The 18,741-nt window shown below is 39.7% G+C and carries 14 protein-coding genes; 4 read left to right on the top strand and 10 right to left on the bottom strand.

What is annotated here, in order from left to right; all coding sequences use genetic code 11:
- Positions 1 to 16: 16 nt before the first annotated feature.
- Positions 17 to 1,909, bottom strand: coding sequence for a DUF885 domain-containing protein (locus EMK97_RS03310; protein WP_130599430.1), 1,893 nt, complete (start codon positions 1,907 to 1,909; stop codon positions 17 to 19).
- A gap of 238 nt (positions 1,910 to 2,147) precedes the next feature.
- Here EMK97_RS03310 and EMK97_RS03315 point away from each other — a divergent pair, with 238 nt between their 5' ends.
- Positions 2,148 to 4,478 (top strand): YgiQ family radical SAM protein, encoded by a 2,331-nt coding sequence (locus EMK97_RS03315; protein ID WP_130599432.1) that lies wholly within the window; start codon positions 2,148 to 2,150, stop codon positions 4,476 to 4,478.
- Positions 4,479 to 4,500: 22 nt separating this feature from the next.
- Positions 4,501 to 6,096, top strand: a complete 1,596-nt coding sequence (locus tag EMK97_RS03320) for an ABC-F family ATPase (RefSeq protein ID WP_130599434.1) — start codon at positions 4,501 to 4,503, stop codon at positions 6,094 to 6,096.
- Between the two features lie 132 nt (positions 6,097 to 6,228).
- Here EMK97_RS03320 and EMK97_RS03325 read toward each other — a convergent pair whose 3' ends face one another.
- The 7 genes from EMK97_RS03325 to EMK97_RS03360 form a co-directional block, all read right to left on the bottom strand.
- Complete coding sequence (locus EMK97_RS03325; protein ID WP_130599436.1) at positions 6,229 to 7,959, bottom strand: NHL repeat-containing protein; 1,731 nt, start codon at positions 7,957 to 7,959, stop codon at positions 6,229 to 6,231.
- 164 nt (positions 7,960 to 8,123) lie between these two features.
- Positions 8,124 to 9,209 (bottom strand): HDOD domain-containing protein, encoded by a 1,086-nt coding sequence (locus tag EMK97_RS03330; protein ID WP_130599438.1) that lies wholly within the window; start codon positions 9,207 to 9,209, stop codon positions 8,124 to 8,126.
- 140 nt (positions 9,210 to 9,349) lie between these two features.
- On the bottom strand, positions 9,350 to 10,834 hold the full coding sequence (locus EMK97_RS03335; RefSeq protein ID WP_130599440.1) for a sensor histidine kinase: 1,485 nt from the start codon (positions 10,832 to 10,834) through the stop codon (positions 9,350 to 9,352).
- Entirely contained in the window at positions 10,834 to 11,709 is an 876-nt protein-coding gene (locus tag EMK97_RS19160) for a response regulator transcription factor (protein ID WP_246028865.1), read from the bottom strand. Before EMK97_RS19160 ends, EMK97_RS03335 begins: the two co-directional genes overlap by 1 nt.
- 37 nt (positions 11,710 to 11,746) lie before the next feature.
- Positions 11,747 to 12,478 (bottom strand): spondin domain-containing protein, encoded by a 732-nt coding sequence (locus tag EMK97_RS03350; RefSeq protein ID WP_130599442.1) that lies wholly within the window; start codon positions 12,476 to 12,478, stop codon positions 11,747 to 11,749.
- 9 nt (positions 12,479 to 12,487) lie between these two features.
- Positions 12,488 to 13,189 carry a spondin domain-containing protein gene (locus tag EMK97_RS03355; RefSeq protein WP_130599444.1) on the bottom strand — a complete coding sequence of 234 codons (702 nt, stop codon included), beginning with the start codon at positions 13,187 to 13,189 and terminating at the stop codon, positions 12,488 to 12,490.
- A gap of 156 nt (positions 13,190 to 13,345) precedes the next feature.
- On the bottom strand, positions 13,346 to 14,317 hold the full coding sequence (locus tag EMK97_RS03360; RefSeq protein WP_130599446.1) for an integron integrase: 972 nt from the start codon (positions 14,315 to 14,317) through the stop codon (positions 13,346 to 13,348).
- 255 nt (positions 14,318 to 14,572) lie between these two features.
- On the opposite strand from EMK97_RS03360, the gene EMK97_RS03365 reads away from it, so the two are divergent.
- Together EMK97_RS03365 and EMK97_RS03370 are read left to right on the top strand one after the other, a co-directional pair.
- On the top strand, positions 14,573 to 15,067 hold the full coding sequence (locus EMK97_RS03365) for a hypothetical protein (RefSeq protein ID WP_130599448.1): 495 nt from the start codon (positions 14,573 to 14,575) through the stop codon (positions 15,065 to 15,067).
- Positions 15,068 to 15,171: 104 nt separating this feature from the next.
- A complete protein-coding gene (locus tag EMK97_RS03370; RefSeq protein ID WP_130599450.1) occupies positions 15,172 to 15,588 on the top strand; it encodes a hypothetical protein in 417 nt (138 codons plus the stop codon).
- 479 nt (positions 15,589 to 16,067) lie between these two features.
- Here EMK97_RS03370 and EMK97_RS03375 read toward each other — a convergent pair whose 3' ends face one another.
- Positions 16,068 to 17,111 carry an IS110 family RNA-guided transposase gene (locus EMK97_RS03375; protein ID WP_130599452.1) on the bottom strand — a complete coding sequence of 348 codons (1,044 nt, stop codon included), beginning with the start codon at positions 17,109 to 17,111 and terminating at the stop codon, positions 16,068 to 16,070.
- A 173-nt stretch (positions 17,112 to 17,284) separates the two neighbouring features.
- On the bottom strand, positions 17,285 to 18,616 hold the full coding sequence (locus EMK97_RS03380) for an IS4 family transposase (protein WP_130599454.1): 1,332 nt from the start codon (positions 18,614 to 18,616) through the stop codon (positions 17,285 to 17,287).
- Positions 18,617 to 18,741 lie beyond the last annotated feature (125 nt).

An 18,741-nucleotide genomic window follows, 5' to 3' on the forward strand; every position in this document is an offset into this window, starting at 1 on the left:
ACTGCTAATTGGCTAACTAGCTTTTAGGGTAGTTTTCAATCCACTGAGTAATATTTTGCTCTAGCACTGCCATAGGTACAGCACCACCAAGTAAAATAACATCGTGGAACTCACTTAAATCGAAGCGCTCCCCTAACGCTTGTTTGGCTTTATCACGCAGGCTAACAATTTTCAGCATACCTAACTTATAACCCAGCGCCTGACCTGGCCATACCATATAACGCTCAATTTCAGAGGTAACATCAGACTCAGCCGAGCCTGTTTTCTCACTCATGTAGCTAATGGCTTGCTCTCGCGTCCAACGTTTTTCATGTAAGCCCGTATCAACCACTAAACGAACAGCTCTGAATAACTCAGCTTGTAAGCGACCTAAGTTACCAAAGGGGTCGTTGTCATACATGCCTAATTCATAGGCGACTAACTCCGAATACAGCGCCCAACCTTCAATGTAGGCATTATAGGGTGCGATTCGACGTAAAAACGGCATGACATCTTGCTCTAAATTAAGCGCCACTTGCCAATGATGACCTGGATTTGCTTCATGATAAGTCAAGGTTTTTAAAGCAAATCTAGGATTAGCTTTCATATCACGTAAATTAATCCAATAAACACCCGGTTTACTGCCATCAACGGCTGGCGCTGTATATTGCCCACCCGAGGCACCATCTTGCACTTCCACAGGGAAAGCTTTAACTTCGACTTCATATTTCGGCTTAGTTTTAAATAGTGGCGCCATTTTTGTCGTCATTTCAGCAATGTAGCCATTAATATCAGCTAAAAGTTCGGCGCGACCTTCATCTGAGTCTTCATATAAAAAGCGCGGCTCTTCGTTAAGCGCTACCATACGCTCACCAACACTGCCTTCAGTGTAACCTTGCTCACGCAAGATGGTATCCATCTCGGCGCTGATACGTTTTACTTCATCTAAACCAATTTGGTGAATTTGCTCTGCTGTTAAATCACTATCACCTAGCTGTTTAATGGCATCTTGATAATAAGCAGCACCGTTAGGTTGTGCCCAAATACCTGATTCATCACGACCTTTTTCTAACAGTTTCTCTGTTGCCTTAGTGATAGACTGATAAGCTGGATAAACCACATTAGCGACAACATCCGTAGCTTGCTTAACTAGTTTTTGCTGTTGCGCATCAGATAAATCACTGCCTTTATTAAGCTTATCTTTTAACACAGTGACAAACACATGCTGCTCTGGCTCAACACTGATAAAACCACGTAAATATTTTAACGCCCCTTCAATTGTCACCTTAGGTGGGATCCAGTTCTGCGCCGTATCAAAACTTTGCTTTGCTTCAATACTGGCCATTAATGGCTCAAATTTATTTAAACGGGCAATATAATCTAAAGCTTGTTGCTCATTAGTAATCGGTTGATCATTTTGCATGGTGCGTGGAATATCAATTAACGGACCATTAATTTGATTAACAATAAAAGGTGATAAACCCATCCAAGTATCAATATAGCCGATAGAAAACTTAGGGCTTCCAGCAAAATAACGGGTTAACCCCTGCATAACTTGTTGGTTAGTTTTATCAACTGTGCTTGGGTTTTCAAGATTAAATTCAGCAATTTGCTTAGATAAGGTTAATAGTTCAAACCTTAAATTACCTTCATTAATTGGGCTAAAATCTTCAAGTTTATCATTAGCAAAGTAGCCAATATCGTCTTTAGATAAACCGTACATGGTGGCAGATAATGCTCGGTGATTAAAAAGGACTTTCATGGCCTTTTCATAAAGCGCGTCAATACTGACAGGCGCTTGTTTATTGGCCGCCGCAATCGCTTCACTGGCAGTTTTAGCTGTTGGCTTTTGCTGATTTGCTTGCTCGTCTGAACATGCTGATAGTGTCAGTGCTGCGCAAACTGCACTGGCTAGAAGTGTGTATTTCATAGAATTATCTCTTGGCTAGCATTATTGTTTTTATAAAGCTAATTAATTAACTGGCTAAATTAGAGCAAATCAATTTGGTAAAGTAAATATATGCGCCACAATTGACCTGCTTAAAATTTAAACACAGTTTCTTTAGGACAGATGCCATATTTTTGCTATAATCGCGCGCCTAGTTTTACCAAGCGCTATTTTTAAGCTCTGTACAACTAAATAATTTATCACTGATTGAGCAATACCTATGATCCCAAATCCGCAACAAGCCTTATTCGACTACCCAAAATATTGGGCTGAGTGCTATGGCACGGCACCATTTTTGCCGATGTCTCGCCAAGAAATGGATGAGCTAGGTTGGGATAGCTGCGATATTATTTTGGTAACAGGTGATGCCTATGTTGATCACCCAAGCTTTGGTATGGCAATTATCGGCCGTATGCTTGAAGCGCAAGGCTTTCGCGTTGGCATTATTGCCCAACCAGATTGGCACTCTAAAGATGCCTTTATGCAACTAGGTAAGCCAAACCTATTTTTTGGTGTAACTGCCGGCAATATGGACTCGATGATCAACCGTTACACGGCTGAACGACGTATGCGTCATGATGATGCTTACACCCCAAATGATGAAGGTGGCAAGCGCCCAGATAGAGCGGTAACCGTATATACACAACGCTGTAAAGAAGCCTATAAAGGCGTGCCTGTGGTGATTGGCGGTATTGAAGCCAGTTTGCGCCGCATTGCCCATTATGATTATTGGTCAGATAAAGTACGCCGCTCAGTATTATTTGACTCAAAAGCTGATATTTTAATCTACGGTAATGCCGAACGCCCCTTAGTTGAAGTAGCCCACAGAATTGCCCGTGGTGATGATGTTAGTTCATTAACTAATATTCGTGGTACCGCATTTATTACCACAAAGCCCTTACCTAACTGGCAAGGCATAGATTCACGAGATATCGACAGACCAGGCAAAATTGATCCCATTATCAGCCCATATCAAGAAATGGATAGCAGTAGCTGTCAAAGCAATGCTGAAAATACTGAAGGTGAAGATGATGTAAACACCTTCACGCCAGATAACGGCGCACAAGTCATAGATATTCTCGATGCAGGGGCATACAGTGCTAAAACGCGTAAAAATGACTTTCAAGCCACTTATCAAGACACCTACCCAACAGGTAGCGATAAGCATATGCCTTGGCTCAATACTTATATTAAGCTGCCAAGCTTTGAGCAGGTAAAAGATAACAAAGTATTATACGCCCATGCTTCGCGTATTTTTCATCAAGAAGTCAACCCAGGCTCAGCAAAGCCCTTAGTGCAAAGCCATGGTGATCGCATTGTCTGGATCACGCCTCCTGCCATACCGCTTTCGGAAACTGAAATGGATGGCGTATTTGGTTTAAATTACCAGCGCGTACCGCATCCTAGTTATGGTGATGCTAAAATTCCTGCTTATGACATGATCAAAACCTCAATCAATATCATGCGTGGCTGTTTTGGTGGCTGTACCTTCTGCTCTATTACCGAGCACGAAGGTCGAATTATTCAGAGTCGCTCACAAGAATCTATCATCAACGAAATTGAAGATATCAAAGAAAAAGTGCCTAACTTTACTGGCACGATTTCTGATCTCGGAGGTCCAACGGCCAACATGTATCAGCTTAACTGTAAAAGTAAAAAAGCTGAGGCAACCTGTCGTAAACCTTCTTGCGTATGGCCTACCATTTGCGGTCATTTAGATACAGATCACACGCCAACCGTTGAGCTTTATCGTAAAGCAAGAAATGTTAAAGGCATTAAAAAAGTCCTGATCGCTTCAGGCGTGCGTTACGATTTAGCCATTGAAGATCCAGAATACGTTAAAGAATTAGCAAGTCACCATGTTGGCGGCTATTTAAAAATTGCCCCTGAGCATACCGAGAAAGGCCCGTTAGATAAAATGATGAAGCCAGGTATGGGCAGTTACCACAAATTTAAAGAAATGTTTGATCATTACTCTAAAGTTGCGGGTAAAAAACAATATCTCATCCCTTATTTTATCTCAGCACATCCCGGTACCACGGATAGAGATATGGTAAATCTGGCGCTATGGCTAAAAGAGAATGACTTTAAGCTTGACCAAGTACAGAACTTTTACCCGTCACCGCTGGCTAATGCTACAACGCTTTATCATACCCAGTTAGACTCGCTAAGTAACATTACCAGTAATAACTTAGCAAAAGACAGCGCCAACGTGCCAGTACCTAAAGGCGCCATTCAAAGGCGATTACATAAAGCGATTTTACGCTACCACGACCCAGTTAACTGGCCAATGATTCGTGAAGCATTGAAAAAGATGGGCTTAGCCAGACAGTTAATAGGTAACAAACCCGGCTGTTTAGTGCCTGCTGAGACTCGTGGCGAAAAATCGTTAGCCGACCAGCAAAGACAAGGTAAAAACAATGCTAAGGGTAATAAAACTAGCCCAGGGCAGCCAAGAAATTATGGTAAAAGCCAACCTCATAAAAAAGGCTTAACACGCTTTAGCGACAACCAATTTAAAAAACGTAAGCCAAATAATGGCAATCGTTAACAACCATTAGTAGGAAAATAACTTGTTAGCAGCAAATAATATCACTCAACAATTTGGCGCTAAGCCATTATTTGAAAATATTTCACAAAAATTTGGTGGCGGAAACCGTTACGGTTTAATTGGTGCCAACGGCTGTGGTAAATCAACCTTAATGAAAATCTTAGGAGGCGATTTAGAGCCAACGTCAGGCAATGTTAGCCTAGATACCGGCGAGCGTTTAGGTAAGCTTCGCCAAGATCAATTTGCTTTTGAAAAGTACTCAGTTATTGATACCGTTATTATGGGTCATACAGAGCTTTGGGCAGTAAAAGAAGAGCGCGATCGCATCTATGCTTTGCCTGAAATGAGCGAAGAAGACGGCATGAAAGTGGGTGATTTAGAATCACAATATGCGGAAATGGACGGCTACTCTGCCGAAAGTCGCGCGGGTGAATTACTTATGGGTGTTGGTATTCCTGTTGAACAACACTTTGGTTTAATGAGCGAAATTGCCCCAGGCTTTAAATTACGTATCCTGCTTGCACAAGCACTTTTCTCTGAGCCAGATATTTTATTACTCGATGAGCCAACCAACAACTTAGATATTCACACCATTCAATGGCTTGAAGAAACGCTCAACGAACGTGATTCAACCATGATTATTATTTCGCACGATAGACACTTTTTAAACAGTGTTTGTACTCACATGGCGGATTTAGATTACGGTGAATTACGTGTTTATCCGGGTAACTATGATGAATACATGTTAGCGGCAACGCAAGCACGTGCTCGTTTACTTGCTGATAATGCGAAGAAAAAAGCACAAATTGGTGAACTACAAGCATTCGTTGCTCGTTTCTCTGCTAATGCATCAAAAGCAAAGCAAGCCACATCTCGTGCCAAGCAAATAGATAAAATTCAATTAGAAGAAGTTAAAGTATCTAGCCGTACTAACCCGTTTATTCGCTTTGAACAAGAAAAGAAACTATTCCGTAATGCGCTAACCATTGAAAAACTAAACAAAAGCTTTGATGATACGCACATTTTAAAAGATATTTCTGTCTTAGCAGAAGTAGGCGAACGTATTGCGGTTATCGGTGAAAACGGTATTGGTAAAACTACTTTCCTGCGTACGCTAATGAATGATGTTGGCTATGAGCCAAGCTCAGGTGAATTTAATTGGTCTGACAATGCCAATATTGGTTACTACGCACAAGATCATGAATATGAATTTGAAAATGACATGAACTTGTTTGACTGGATGAGCCAATGGCGACAAGAAGGTGATGACGAACAAGTGGTGCGTGGCTATTTAGGTCGCTTATTGTTCTCAGCTGATGATATTAAAAAGTCAGTAAAAGTGCTTTCAGGTGGTGAAAAAGGCCGTATGTTATTTGGTAAGCTGATGATGCAAAAACCAAATATATTAGTCATGGATGAGCCAACCAACCACATGGATATGGAATCTATCGAATCATTAAACATGGCATTAGAAATGTACGAAGGTACCTTAGTATTTGTTAGTCATGACCGTGAATTTGTTTCTTCACTAGCGACCCGCATAATCGAGCTAACCGAAGACGGTTACAATGATTTTGCTGGCACATATGATGAATATTTAGCAAGCCAAGCTAAATAACCTAAGCTCGGCTTAATAAATAGTTTAGTCACAGCAATTTGCAGCCAATAATCAATATTGGCTGCCTACCCTTCCTGCCCTAACTCCTTCCAGCCCTAACCTTAATAAAACGACTTATTGACACTATTGTAACTACAAGGCTACCGTTATAACTAACGCCAAAATCGTAGCTAGCACAATTAACCTTAGTGTTGAGACAAATAATGGCTCTTTTTGCTGCCAAAGTAATTTCCAACTAGAAAAATGACTCAATTTATTATCAATATTGATATGAGGTAATACGTAGGTTTGTAATTGCTGGTAATCAAAATACCTTTGCTTAGCATTACCGATAGGAATAGATAAATCATCGGATATGAAATAATTATCGCTAAATTTCATGTCAGCAATATCAAGCCTGACTTCTTTATCTGCTGCTTGCATTATTAACTGCTTTCCGGTCACACCAAGTGCTATATTTTTAATATAGTTAACGTTATAAACCATAGATAAAAGCATGCCTTCTAACGCGATAATGACAAAGAAAAATGGCACCAGCTCCCCCCACTTTTCATCATTTACAGACATCAAAATTTGCACACAACTTATAATGGGCAACAGCAACATGACTAATAACAGAACATAAATAATGCCTTGATACTTCTGAGCACGATTTGTTAGCCAAACAATATTATTGCCTTGATGTGGGGTACTATATTGTGCTTTAGCTTTAGTTATCGCTTGTTCAAGTTCTAATTTGTTTGCTTGTTTAAAAGCTGCTTTGGTTTCCTTACCTTCTAAAATAAATGCCAAAGCAAAACCAACAATCATGATAACTATAAAAGCATACTTCCCTTGTTGCTCTGTCTCTTGTGCTAACTGAATCAAAGCGTGTCTTTCAGCTTTTAGCTCAGTCAAGGTATCTAGCTGCAGTTCGCCAAGGTATTCACCTTGCTCATTAAATTGCTCAATTAATATATCTTGATAATCAGCTAACCATAGTTTTCCTTGCCAAAAAGTAACGGACATAGGATCTTCACCTACACCTTTTTCCAACTTGGTTTTCAGTTTTCCTTGTTTATCAAATAGCGCCATTTGCGCAAAGGCCATATTCTTCGGCGCGACTATAGCCCAAACGTTATCATCATGATGGCTAAACTGGTGTGGAAACTTGTATTTTTTATCAATAGAGGTTGCTACTGTTTGAATGATATTGCCAAAGTGCTCAGTCGCTATTTCAACCTGTTTCAAGCTATGGTTATTGGTATCAGCAAGCCATAATTCATCATTAACCAGCTTTAACTGATTAGGAAACCTAAATAAATTTGCTTTTGAGCTAGCAATAACTTTACCTTGTTCATTTATTTTATAGAGCTTATGTTCACTGGTATTGGCCAAAAATACGGTGTTAGTTTTTTGGCTAATTGCTAAATGAAACGTGCGCTCCAATTTAGGCAAGTTTTCTCCAAATACCTGACATTGGCGAGTAAGCAAGTTACAACGATAAAAACCATCATCACCCAATGCTTGCTCACTATTGACTTTAGCTTGGCTAGTTAACCTAACAAATGCCGCAATTTGACTTAAAAAGCTAGGGGCTTGGTTACGGTGATATACCAGTAAATCACCATTATTAAACAAGGCATAGTCGCCAAAAGCCTTTAAACCTAGCTCACTAAAATCTAATTGTTTACTTAAGCTTTCATTATCTTTAAGCCAAAAAAGCTGTTGTTGATATTGAAGAATCAGCTGATTTTCATGAACTTTCAGGTGACCCAAGCGCCCTACTTCAGATTTTAATTGCATGCCCCATAGCCAATAGAACAAACTAATAGCTGCGCCAATAACAATAATGCAGGCAGCAAATTGTGACTTTTGTTTCATAACGAGATGGAAGGCGCAAGTAGCTGTGTTATTAATTACCAGCGCGACAACATTCCTTGTATTTATAACGACAGGGATAAGAACATATCATAAGTTAGGTTAACTTGGTAAAACAATGCCGATGTTCGATACAACCCAAGGGTAGAATTCAATAACGCCTATGGCTAATTATCGCCTCTCTCAGCTTGCTGTTGAATAAATTGATGCGCTTGTTCAGTGAAAGTTAGCTCAACGGCTGTAACCATAATCTGATCTTTATTTTGATTCTGCATCATTAACTCACTAATTAAGTTCGCTTCATAGATGTAACAGGCTATTGGTCTTTGTGCTAATAAAGGTTTTAATAACGTGGTGTTATTGATCTTAGCTTGCAGTGCTAAGGTTTTTAATATCGGCTCGGGAAAATGCCAATATTTTGCGATGTGATAAGTTAACTTTTTCGAATTCTTATACATTAACTCTTTAAAAGCAAAAGAGTTAGGCTGACAATCTGGGTGAACAATCGAAAATGCTTCCATTAACAGCTGATAAATAATCATATCGCCTAAATTACAAATTAAACCAAGTAAATAAGCTTGTGATGCCTCTTCTTTTATCTCAGATTGCAACACTAACGCCTTGGCAATTTCACCCGTTGATTGGCTATGCTGCCAAATTTTTTGTCCATACTGCTGAAAATAGATAGGAGAATTTGGGGTTAATTTGCTAACAAAACCATTGATAACGCCTTCGATTAGCCCTTGGGTACCAAGCTGCATAAAGGCAGATTTAAGATCGGTTATATCTTTATCGCCACGTTTATATAAAGCAGAATTGGCTAACTCGATGACTTTAGCGGCAATAACTGGCTCTTGCTCAATTAAAACAATCAATACTTCGGTATCAAATGCTTCATCATTTAACTGCGCTAACACTTTAGATAGTGAGGTAGGCAATACAGGTAAGGCTTCAAGAATATATTTAGGGTTGGCAAGGAGTTTTTCTATTTGCTCAGTAACAAACAGAGATAATTCATCCTGTGACGTATTTACCGATGAATCACCAAACAAATAGTCATAAAAGGCTTTTTGTTGCTGCTCTTCTGGTGAGGTCATTGAAATAGCGGTTTGCGCTAATTCATTTTGTAATTGATTAATCGCCTGCTCTGCTTCTTCTTGTTGACTGTTTCTTGTTTCTTCAAAATAAACATAATTTGCCTGCGCACTAGCTCGATTGCCATTAAATACGCGCTTTAACAAGCTTATAAACATTAACCACCTTTACACTATCAAACGTTAACTTTAAGTAAATTAACTAAAATTTTAGTTTAAATCTGAGTTAAGTATAGCGTGATAGATTTATTTGGCGGTTAATCTTGATCAAACTCTGATATGGCTAACTCAATGTTAACTTAACTGTTGGCAAGTCTTGGTAATGAAAATGAAAAGCAACTTCCCTGTCCTAATCTACTCATTACTTTAATATCAGAGTTTAGCAATAAGCTTAGTCTTTTGCTGATGGCTAAGCCTAAACCGGCATGGCGATTTTTGTCTTCACTGGCGTTGCTGGCGCGATATCTAGCATCAAAAATATAATCCAGCTCTTGCTCACTGATGCCAGTCCCGGTATCGCTTACGGATACAGTAACTTGGTTATTATCTTGTTCAATTCTTAAAGTGATTTCACCTTTGCTGGGTGTATGACGAATAGCATTGTCGAGCAAATTGCTTAGGATGCGTTCTAACTTGGCAATATCTGAATGAACCAAATCACTGCACTCTTGCGGCGTTACCTTTAAGGTGATTTGCTTTTCTTGCGCTTTAAGTGAAAACTTAGCGACAATATCGTGAACAAGCTCAGCTATCGGGAAAGGCTCTAAATTAACCGATACTTGACCGTCTTCTAAATGCGCCAGCTCAAATATTTGATCAATAAGTAATTTTAGTTGCTGACCATTACGCATAACTGTTGCGAGAAATCGCTCTTTTTGCTCTGCTGTTAAGGCATCTCCTTTTAATGCTATGGTTTCAATATAACCTTGCATGGCAGCAAGCGGCGTTCGTAAATCATGGGATAAATGGGCGAGTAATTCTTTGCGTGTTTTCTCATTTTCAATTAACTGCAGCATTTGTTGATTGATCACCTCAACCATTTCAACAAAGGTATTACCTAACACCTGCACCTCATTGTTGTCATCATTTTGTTGCCACTTAACTAAGCTAAGCTTAGCGCTGTCAAATTTATTCTGTTTTAACTTCTCCATATCTTTAGCTAAGGTGCGAATGGGCACAGTAAAGTAACGAAATAAGGCCAAAAGCAACAGCAGCACTAATACTAACGCGGCTATAATTAGCAAACCATGTTGCTGCAACTGCTGATCACTTTGTACTTGAGCAAACACTGAGTCATAAATTTCACCGCCAATAATCACGTATAAATAACCTTGTAGATTACCTTGGTTATAAATAGGTGCGGCAGAGAATATTTTTTTACCAGATAAACTGCGAGGATCATCACCATAAATCGGCATGTTTTGCTGATCAGAAATAAGCTGCACTAATGGCGCTAAATCTACCGATTTGCGTTTTATTTTGTCAGGTTTTGCTGAATAGGTAAGAATATTGCCAGCTGGGTCTAAATAATAAAATTCAAATGCGGGGCCTAACAGCATTAAGGTGTGAAAAAGGTTTTCAAGTGCGGGTTTATCATAAACGCCGTCTTTTAACAGCGGGTTGTCATTTGCCAAATGCGTCGCAAGTTCTATATGCAGTTTTTGCTCTGCCTGATGCTTAGATTGCTCAGCTAAGGCGCTACTCCACGACAGCAATAAATATGCAATAACAACAAAAGCTGCTGATACAGTAATCGCTAAACGTTGATATAAAGAAAGCTTCATTAATGAACTCCTGCTGAATTTAACTTATAACCAACCCCCCAAACCGTTTGAATAATTTGCGGCTTAGCCGTATTTTCTTCTAACTTGCTGCGCAAACGGTTAATATGAGAGTTCACCGTATGCTCATAACCGCTGTGATGATAGCCCCACACAGAATCTAGCAACTGGCTACGGGAAAACACTTGGTCAGGGTGACTGCTTAAATAACTTAATAACTCAAACTCGGTTGAAGTAAGATCAATAGTATCGTCTTTGTAGCGTACCTGATGATAAACATGATCTATCATTAATTGACCAATACAAGTTGCGTTATGATTGATCCTGTCAGTTGCGCCATTTATCGCGTTTGCAGGCTTAATACCGTTTGAGCCATTTACCCCGTTTCCCCGGTTTACTCCATTCGCTGCATTAGCTGCATTCACTCCATTTAATCCATTCAAACTCGCAGTGTTAGCTGGTAAGGTTTCGCTTTGTACTCGCACATGATTACTTTGTTCAATGCAGTGTAATCGCCTTAATTGCGCCCTTACCCTCGCCTGTAATTCACGGACGCTAAATGGCTTGGTCATGTAATCATCGGCTCCTAACTCTAAACCCAGCACTCTATCCATTTCTGAGGTACGCGAGGTTAACATCAAGATAGCCTGCATCGGCTTTGCCGTTCGCAATTGACGACATATATCTAAGCCACTTAAGCCTGGCAACATAATGTCTAACATCACTAACTGATAGTCATTTGCTAAGGCGAGCTGTAATGCTTGTTCGCCATTACCACATACATCAACCTGAACAGCTAACTCAGATAAATGGACATGAATTAAATCAGCAATATCTTTTTCATCTTCAACAACTAAAATTTTATCTTTATTGTTCATAAGCTTTGGCCAACACCGTTGACCAAAGCCAACGGTGCTATTTCGTCCGTGTTATTGTTAATTTAATACTTGGGTTATCAAACCTATGCGCTTGCGTTAACACTGAGTTAGTTAAGCCATCATCTTTACTGACAACGCCAGGATGCATAGCAACTAAATCAATATCATCACGCGTTTGCTCATAACCCATACCGCTATCAGCTGGCCCTGGAATTGTTCCCATAGCCTCAGTGTTAGCTTCTGTGCCAGCATCGTAGACATTTAAGTGCCAAGTTTTGCTTGCATCAACATCCAACATTGATAGCTCTAATCCAGTAAGACCGGAGAAGGCATCATTTGTATTCACTAACATAGTTGCTACCGATAAATGGGTTGCCGCAGTACTGGTAGTGGTTACCGTAACGCTAGTGCTTGAACCTGGCATTAAAGCCCCTTCAGCGCTATTACTGGCAACAATAAACTCCATTGCTAAAAGTTCGGAATTATCCCCGCCTTCAGCAAGTTTTTCTAAAGCAACAGAGGCCGGCATACCAATTTGCCATAACATTTCATCACCGTGTAACGCGACCGTTATTGGCGACAAAGGTTGCCCATGCGTTAAGTTAACCATAGTCACTTCATAGCTATACTCAGTTGGTGCTGGCTCAGGCGCTGGAGTTGGCATTGCTACGGTATTGTCATTATCGCTACCACAAGCACCTACAAGCACGGTTGCAGCAAGCGGCATAGCGAGACGTTTTAAAAACACTTTACTGTTTGCTAAAAACATAATGCCCCCTTACTTAACTACTACAGTTAATTTTGCAATTGGGTTTAACCAACGTTGAACACTGCTGTTAATATCACTTTTACCACCAGCCATATCATCGTCACCTAAATTACCGCGGTGTACATGCACCACCATATTGCTTTCTTCCATGGCAACGCCCGTACCGTTCATACCAATAAGAGATTCTAACGGCGGTGGTACTGGCATGCCTGCTTCACCCGGCGCTCCGCTGCCTCTTATTTCATCGTTAACCTCTGTGCCCGCATCATAGGCATTGATATACACGGTATACGTACCCGCTTCTTGAGGGATCATCCAACTATCTAAACCAACAAAGCCATCGTTTGATGGCAAAATCATTGCGGAAAATGATAAATACTGGTTAGCTTCATCATTGCTCAGCATAAAGGTGGTAGACATAGTTGGTGCTAGTAAACCTGCTGCTGGATTTTCTACAGTATTAGCATCAGCATTGGTTAATACCGAAACTAAGCCGGAGATATCCCCCCCTTCAGCCATGGCAGTTAGCTCTGGCGATGCAGCCATACCAACTGAGAATAATTTAGTATCGCCACTGTGAGCAGCAGCAACAATTGGTGTAAAGTACAGGCCCTGGCTTAAGTTCGTTACTGTGATATCTAAATCTTGTGCTGACACGTTCATGCTTGCAGTTAACATTGCCAGCGTAGTTATTGCTGTTTTCATTTTCATGGTGCTTTCCTTCTTATCGTTTATTAGACTATTTTTTAAATCAGTCTTTACACTATGAAAAAGAAATATCGCAGTATGATCACGTAAAGATAACGTGTTTATCACAAAAGTATCACAGCTTATCAATTGCTTGCATTTACCCATAAAAACAGCAATTTAAACCAAGTCAGATAACGGGCTACGTACACCGTTTGCGCCATGTTCTATCACATGGGTATATATTTGGGTTGTTCTCACATCTGTATGACCTAGTTGTTCTTGTACGGTACGAATATCAGCACCGCGTTGCAGTAAATGGGTGGCAAATGAATGCCGTAAGGTATGACAGGTGACACGCTTTGTAATGCCTGCTATTTTAGCCGCTTTTTGCACGGCTTTTCTCAATGTAGTTTCATCAATGTGATGACGTCCTAAATGATCACTTGAGGCCTGCGGCGCATGACTTAAACGACTTGAAGGAAAGAGATAATGCCAAGCAAACTCTTTTGCTGCATAAGGATATTTACGCGCCAATGCATGTGGTAAAAACACACCTTTATAATACGGATTTCGAATATCTTGCTGGAAATACAACTTGGCTTTACTGATTTGTTGTTTTAATGGATTAACAAGCTCTTTAGCTAAGGTAACTCGCCTACTTTTCCCACCTTTACTATGCCAAACCATCACAGACAAATAATCAAAATCAATATCTTGTATACGTAGTCGTACAGTTTCCATTAAGCGCAAGCCACTGCCATACATTAATTGGCATGCTAAAGCATGTATACCAGTCACATTATTAAGGAGCTTTGCAACTTCATTCATTGTTAACACCACAGGCAGTTTAGGCGCTGCAGTACTCTTATTAAAGTTAAGCGTTAGGGTTAACGGTGCTTTTAAAATATCTCGATAAAGAAAGACTAAAGCATTTAGTGCTAACGCTTGTGTTTTAGGCGCAACATTCAGCTCAACCGAAAGAAAGGTTAAAAACTGCTCCACCTCATTATTATGACAATTAGCGGGATGTGCTTTGCCATTGAAATTAATAAATGCCTTAATCCAATACAGGTAGGTTTTCACTGTTCTTTTAGCATATCGCTTGGTAAACATTTGTTCACTTACATAATTCAAGAAAATCGATTTCATTACATCCTCCCAACAAAATACTGTATAAAAATACAGTTTAGACGTGTTTTTCTCATTTTGCGTGAAATAAGGAAAAATTCCTCCTTTCACGCATCAACCAGTCGAGTGCTTTTGTAATAAGTAATTGATTAATATTAAAACTAGGCGTATTGTATGCTTTTTAAAAAACATGAAAGAAGGAATAATTCCGTGTTTAAACAAGGAATTTTTCCTTCTAATAAGATGTTAGTTTGCTAAGGAAAGCTCGGTGCACATATGAAGTTTCGTGATATAAAAAAATCAGCCATAATTTGTGCCATTTTCGGTGTTGGTTTACTGGTATTATTCTCAATTAGCGGCAAAGTTCCTAATCGTGAAAATTTGACCAAGATCGAGGGAAATATAGATTGGGTGAAAGCAACTGGAAAGCACGGGGATACACTTCGATTTAAATTCCAAGAAGATGATACCCACCTTGTTTACCATTCAATTGGCGGGAAAACGAGTAAAACTCATAGTGCCTTGGCTAAGAGAGGAGCGCACATAAGTGTTCTCTATGATCAAACTGATTCACACTCGCCACCATTTGATGAAAATGAATACCATACTATTTATGAATTAGTGCAAGACGGGAACATTGTCAGAAGCCATGATGTTATGGTAGAAAAATATGCTGCAAATAGTAGGTTAGCTGGCTGGATGGGGCTCGGTAGTTTAATATTTTCTGCTGGATTATTCCTAGCTTACAACAGGAAAAAAAACGCAAACTAACAAGCTAATAAATAAGGACAAAAAACAGTTGGCTGTTTTCGTTCCTCAACATTTTAGCCAACAATTTTTTGCCCATTATTAGGGCGTTAGGTAACAAGAAAAGTATGCGTTTAGCCTTAAGTTTGCTCTTATTATCTCTTTTTTCATTTTGTGCTATTTCACAGGAAGTTGCATATACAAAAGATGGTCGCATGGGGACAAAATGTTTCCCTGAGTACCAAGGCTCAAAAACCGGTATTTGTACCGTTAGTATTATCCAATTAGCCCTTACTCCAGAAAAATATCATGGGAAAATTGTTAGAGTTAAAGGTACGCTTTTAATGCGGCATGAAGTTACCGGGATAAAATCCGGAGACCATAAAATTTGGATTCAGACTGATAATTTAGAAAAGTATTCCAAATTAGATAGTAAACGTGTACAAGTTCAAGGTGTTTTTAACGCTTTAAGTTTTGGTCATGGCGGCATGTGGGATGGTTCAATAGAAAACCCAACAGAAGTAAGGTTCATAGCTTCGTTGTAATTGTTACCTAACACATATGAGCCTTATTCCCGTCAATAGACAATAGTATTTTTTTAGCTGCCGTTAGGCAGCTATTTGTTTGGCAATTTACAACAACATTTACTTCGCTATGTCGATAGGCCATTAAACAAACGTTTACGGCAAACACATATAGAGGCTCTCTTAGTGTGATCTCATCACTGCCTGTTTTGTTTATCCTTAATGCAAACAGGGGCACTAGACATTTATCGGTTAACCTTAATCTGGCACTACTCAAGCAATATGATTACTTGTGGTTAAACAAGGTTCAGTTAGTTTCAGGCTCAGTTAAGGTGTAAACGCTTTTGCTTATCGCAATAATGCGCACCAATGGCGAGTCTAATCAAGCCATGTGGCTTAAACTACTTGGCATAATAATTATCTTTTGTCTTACAGGTGCAATAATTATCAACATGCTCTTAATTATCCAGTTAGACGTTCAGCTCGCGCCATTGTGCGACTTAACCTTTTAAAAATTTGTCTTCATCAAATACCTGCTTATCTCGTAGCATAAAATAGACACAACGACCTATTTTATGCGCTAATGCGGATAACGCTTTACCTTTGCTCATGCGTTTTTGTAATTTTGCCAAATAGCGTTTCGCTTTATCATTACCTCGAAGGTAAAGTACGGCGGCCTCACTAAACGCCCATTTTAAATAGCCGTTACCTATTTTATTGCCACTGGTGCCGTACACTTTACCTGCTGATTCTGCTTTACATTTAACGAGCCGAGAATAAGAGGCAAACTGTTGAACACTTGGGAACCTGTTAATGTCACCTATTTCATACAGAATGGTTAATGCGAGTATCTGTCCAATACCAGGGAATGTACGAACAATATTAAGTAGAGCGCCGTAATGTTGCTTAGCTTTGTTTTCGATGAAGGATTCAACATGTTTAAGCTCTCGCATATAACAATCGAGAATGTTCATATCGAGTTCAATCATGCGTTGCACGATGGGATCATCATAATGATGACGTAATCCTTCTCTAGCACTGACGTTTTTTAAATTAAGTGATTGAGCAGGTAAGTTATATTGACTGTCAGTATTGATAACATGGGCTTTTAAGTCAGCGCCGTGGCGCATGATGTGCGTTCGTCTTCGCAGTAAATCACGTGTGGAACGCGTTTCTTGTGGATAGTTATAAGCTAAAGGAAAATTGCCGCCACGCATTAAACTGGCAATTTTATAAGAATCAATTTTATCATTTTTAGCTTTACCGCCATGAATAGCTTTCATATAAAGCGCATGACCTAAAATAAATTCAATATTGAGTTCACGACAAAAGTCACTGACCCAATACCAGCAATGCATACATTCAACGCCAACAACTACTTGCCCGATATAAGGTTTAAGTAGTTTTCGTAATTGATTAGGATCGGCTTTTATCTTTTGATGAAGAATTTTATTACCATGTTTATCGAGAATACAAACGTATAAAAGTCGTGCATGTAGATCTATTCCACAATAATATTGGTGAAAAGTAGTGTAGAATTTCATAGAGCTTTCTCCTTTTGGTTTGGTCGCCTTAAAGTTTAGCCGAATGCTAAACTTTGGGGAGAAGGCTCAATTAGTATCAAGCCAATTAAGCGGGACTAAAAACAGTTTGCTCGGTTTCGCTTCGCTACACATTTTAGCAAACTAATTTTTAGCCCCTTATTGGGTAATGCCAGTCAGTTAAGCTGATTGGCATTTTTTGTATTCCTTGGATACCTTTGGGGTTTTGCCTTAACCCACCTTGGGTATTGCCTCTCTTCACGCCGCTCTGGTAATTTAAAATAAGTCATTTGTGTCAGTAAAGCTTCATAGTGTTTGGGAATATTGCCAGGGCTAGACAGAGGCAATGTGGCAAAGAACTGAGTAATTGCCATTGAGCAACTCGTGAAGCTAAGCTGATTAGGCCAAGTGCTATTAAGCTTTCTTGCTGCCGCTGTCATCCCTTGCCTTATCAAGTTGTAGCACAGAAGGAGTCCCCATAACTCCTGTTCAATCATATCTGGTCGCTTGCTTCTTAAAGTATAAGCGCTGTTAAGTAGCGATTGTTTCATCTCTCGATAGCCTAATTCTATTTCCCAGCGATACCGGTATAACTCAACCATTTCTTCGCTTGGAAAGCGTATTGGGTCGACCATTGAGGTCAGAATACGGTACTCTTTACCTTTAATTTTTTTACTCACTAATCTGGCTTCAATATGTTCTGGTAGGTCATTAAATTTTTTACGAGCTTGAGGCGTTGTTGTTAACCGAATACGTTTATCATTCTTGCCCAAACTCTGGATGACATCGTAATTTAAGTCTTTACGAGCTGGTATCATCCAGTGTCTTTGTTCTCCTGCTTGATGCCATCGATTGAGCAAACCAAGCGAGTAATAGCCTTTATCGAAGATAGTTAATGTATTATCTGGTGTCGTTTCTATTAGCCCTTCTGCTAATTTCATTTCATTAGTTCGGTAACCTGAAAATACGCTGTTGATTAGCTGGTGGCTCGTAATTTCCATGTGACAAACCATACGGATTTGAGGATAAATATTTTCTCTATGCTGGTTACTTTGCGTTTCAAATACTTTGTGGTTTTCAGCAGTATCGGCGACTCGCCATACGACACCATCAACGGCTAGCAGGTTCAAGCCCGCCCATGTTTCAAACTGGTTCGATTCATAACCATGCTGTGCCATCACTTTAAACACTTCTTTAACGGCATCTGCGCCTAACCTTTGTCTTGCTTGAACCAGTGCGCTTGGTGCCACTAATGGCTTTTTATCAGGCAACATGATATCCATCTGAGTGGCTATATCCCAAACCGACTTCTGACGATATAGTGCCATACCGATAATTGACCAAAGCACGGTTTCAAGTGGTAGGCGCCTTTTTCTAATTGTGGCGACGCCAGCTTGTTTAAAGCCTTGTTTAATCAACTCAGGGGAGAGCAACTCTGCGTATTTCTCAAAGGTGTGGAAGGTATTACAAGAACTAAAGGCTGTAGCAAGTTCACTTTCAAAGCGCATAAAAAAATCCGATAAACTTTATTTATCGGATTCTTACATATTGTAGGGATCGTTCAATTGATCCCCAAACTTTTTTGCCTTAACTGATCGGCATTACCCTTATTGGGGCGTTATATGCTTTTTCG

Origin of the sequence: Litorilituus sediminis, assembly GCF_004295665.1 — a bacterium.
GTDB classification, from domain to species: Bacteria; Pseudomonadota; Gammaproteobacteria; order Enterobacterales; family Alteromonadaceae; genus Colwellia; species Colwellia sediminis.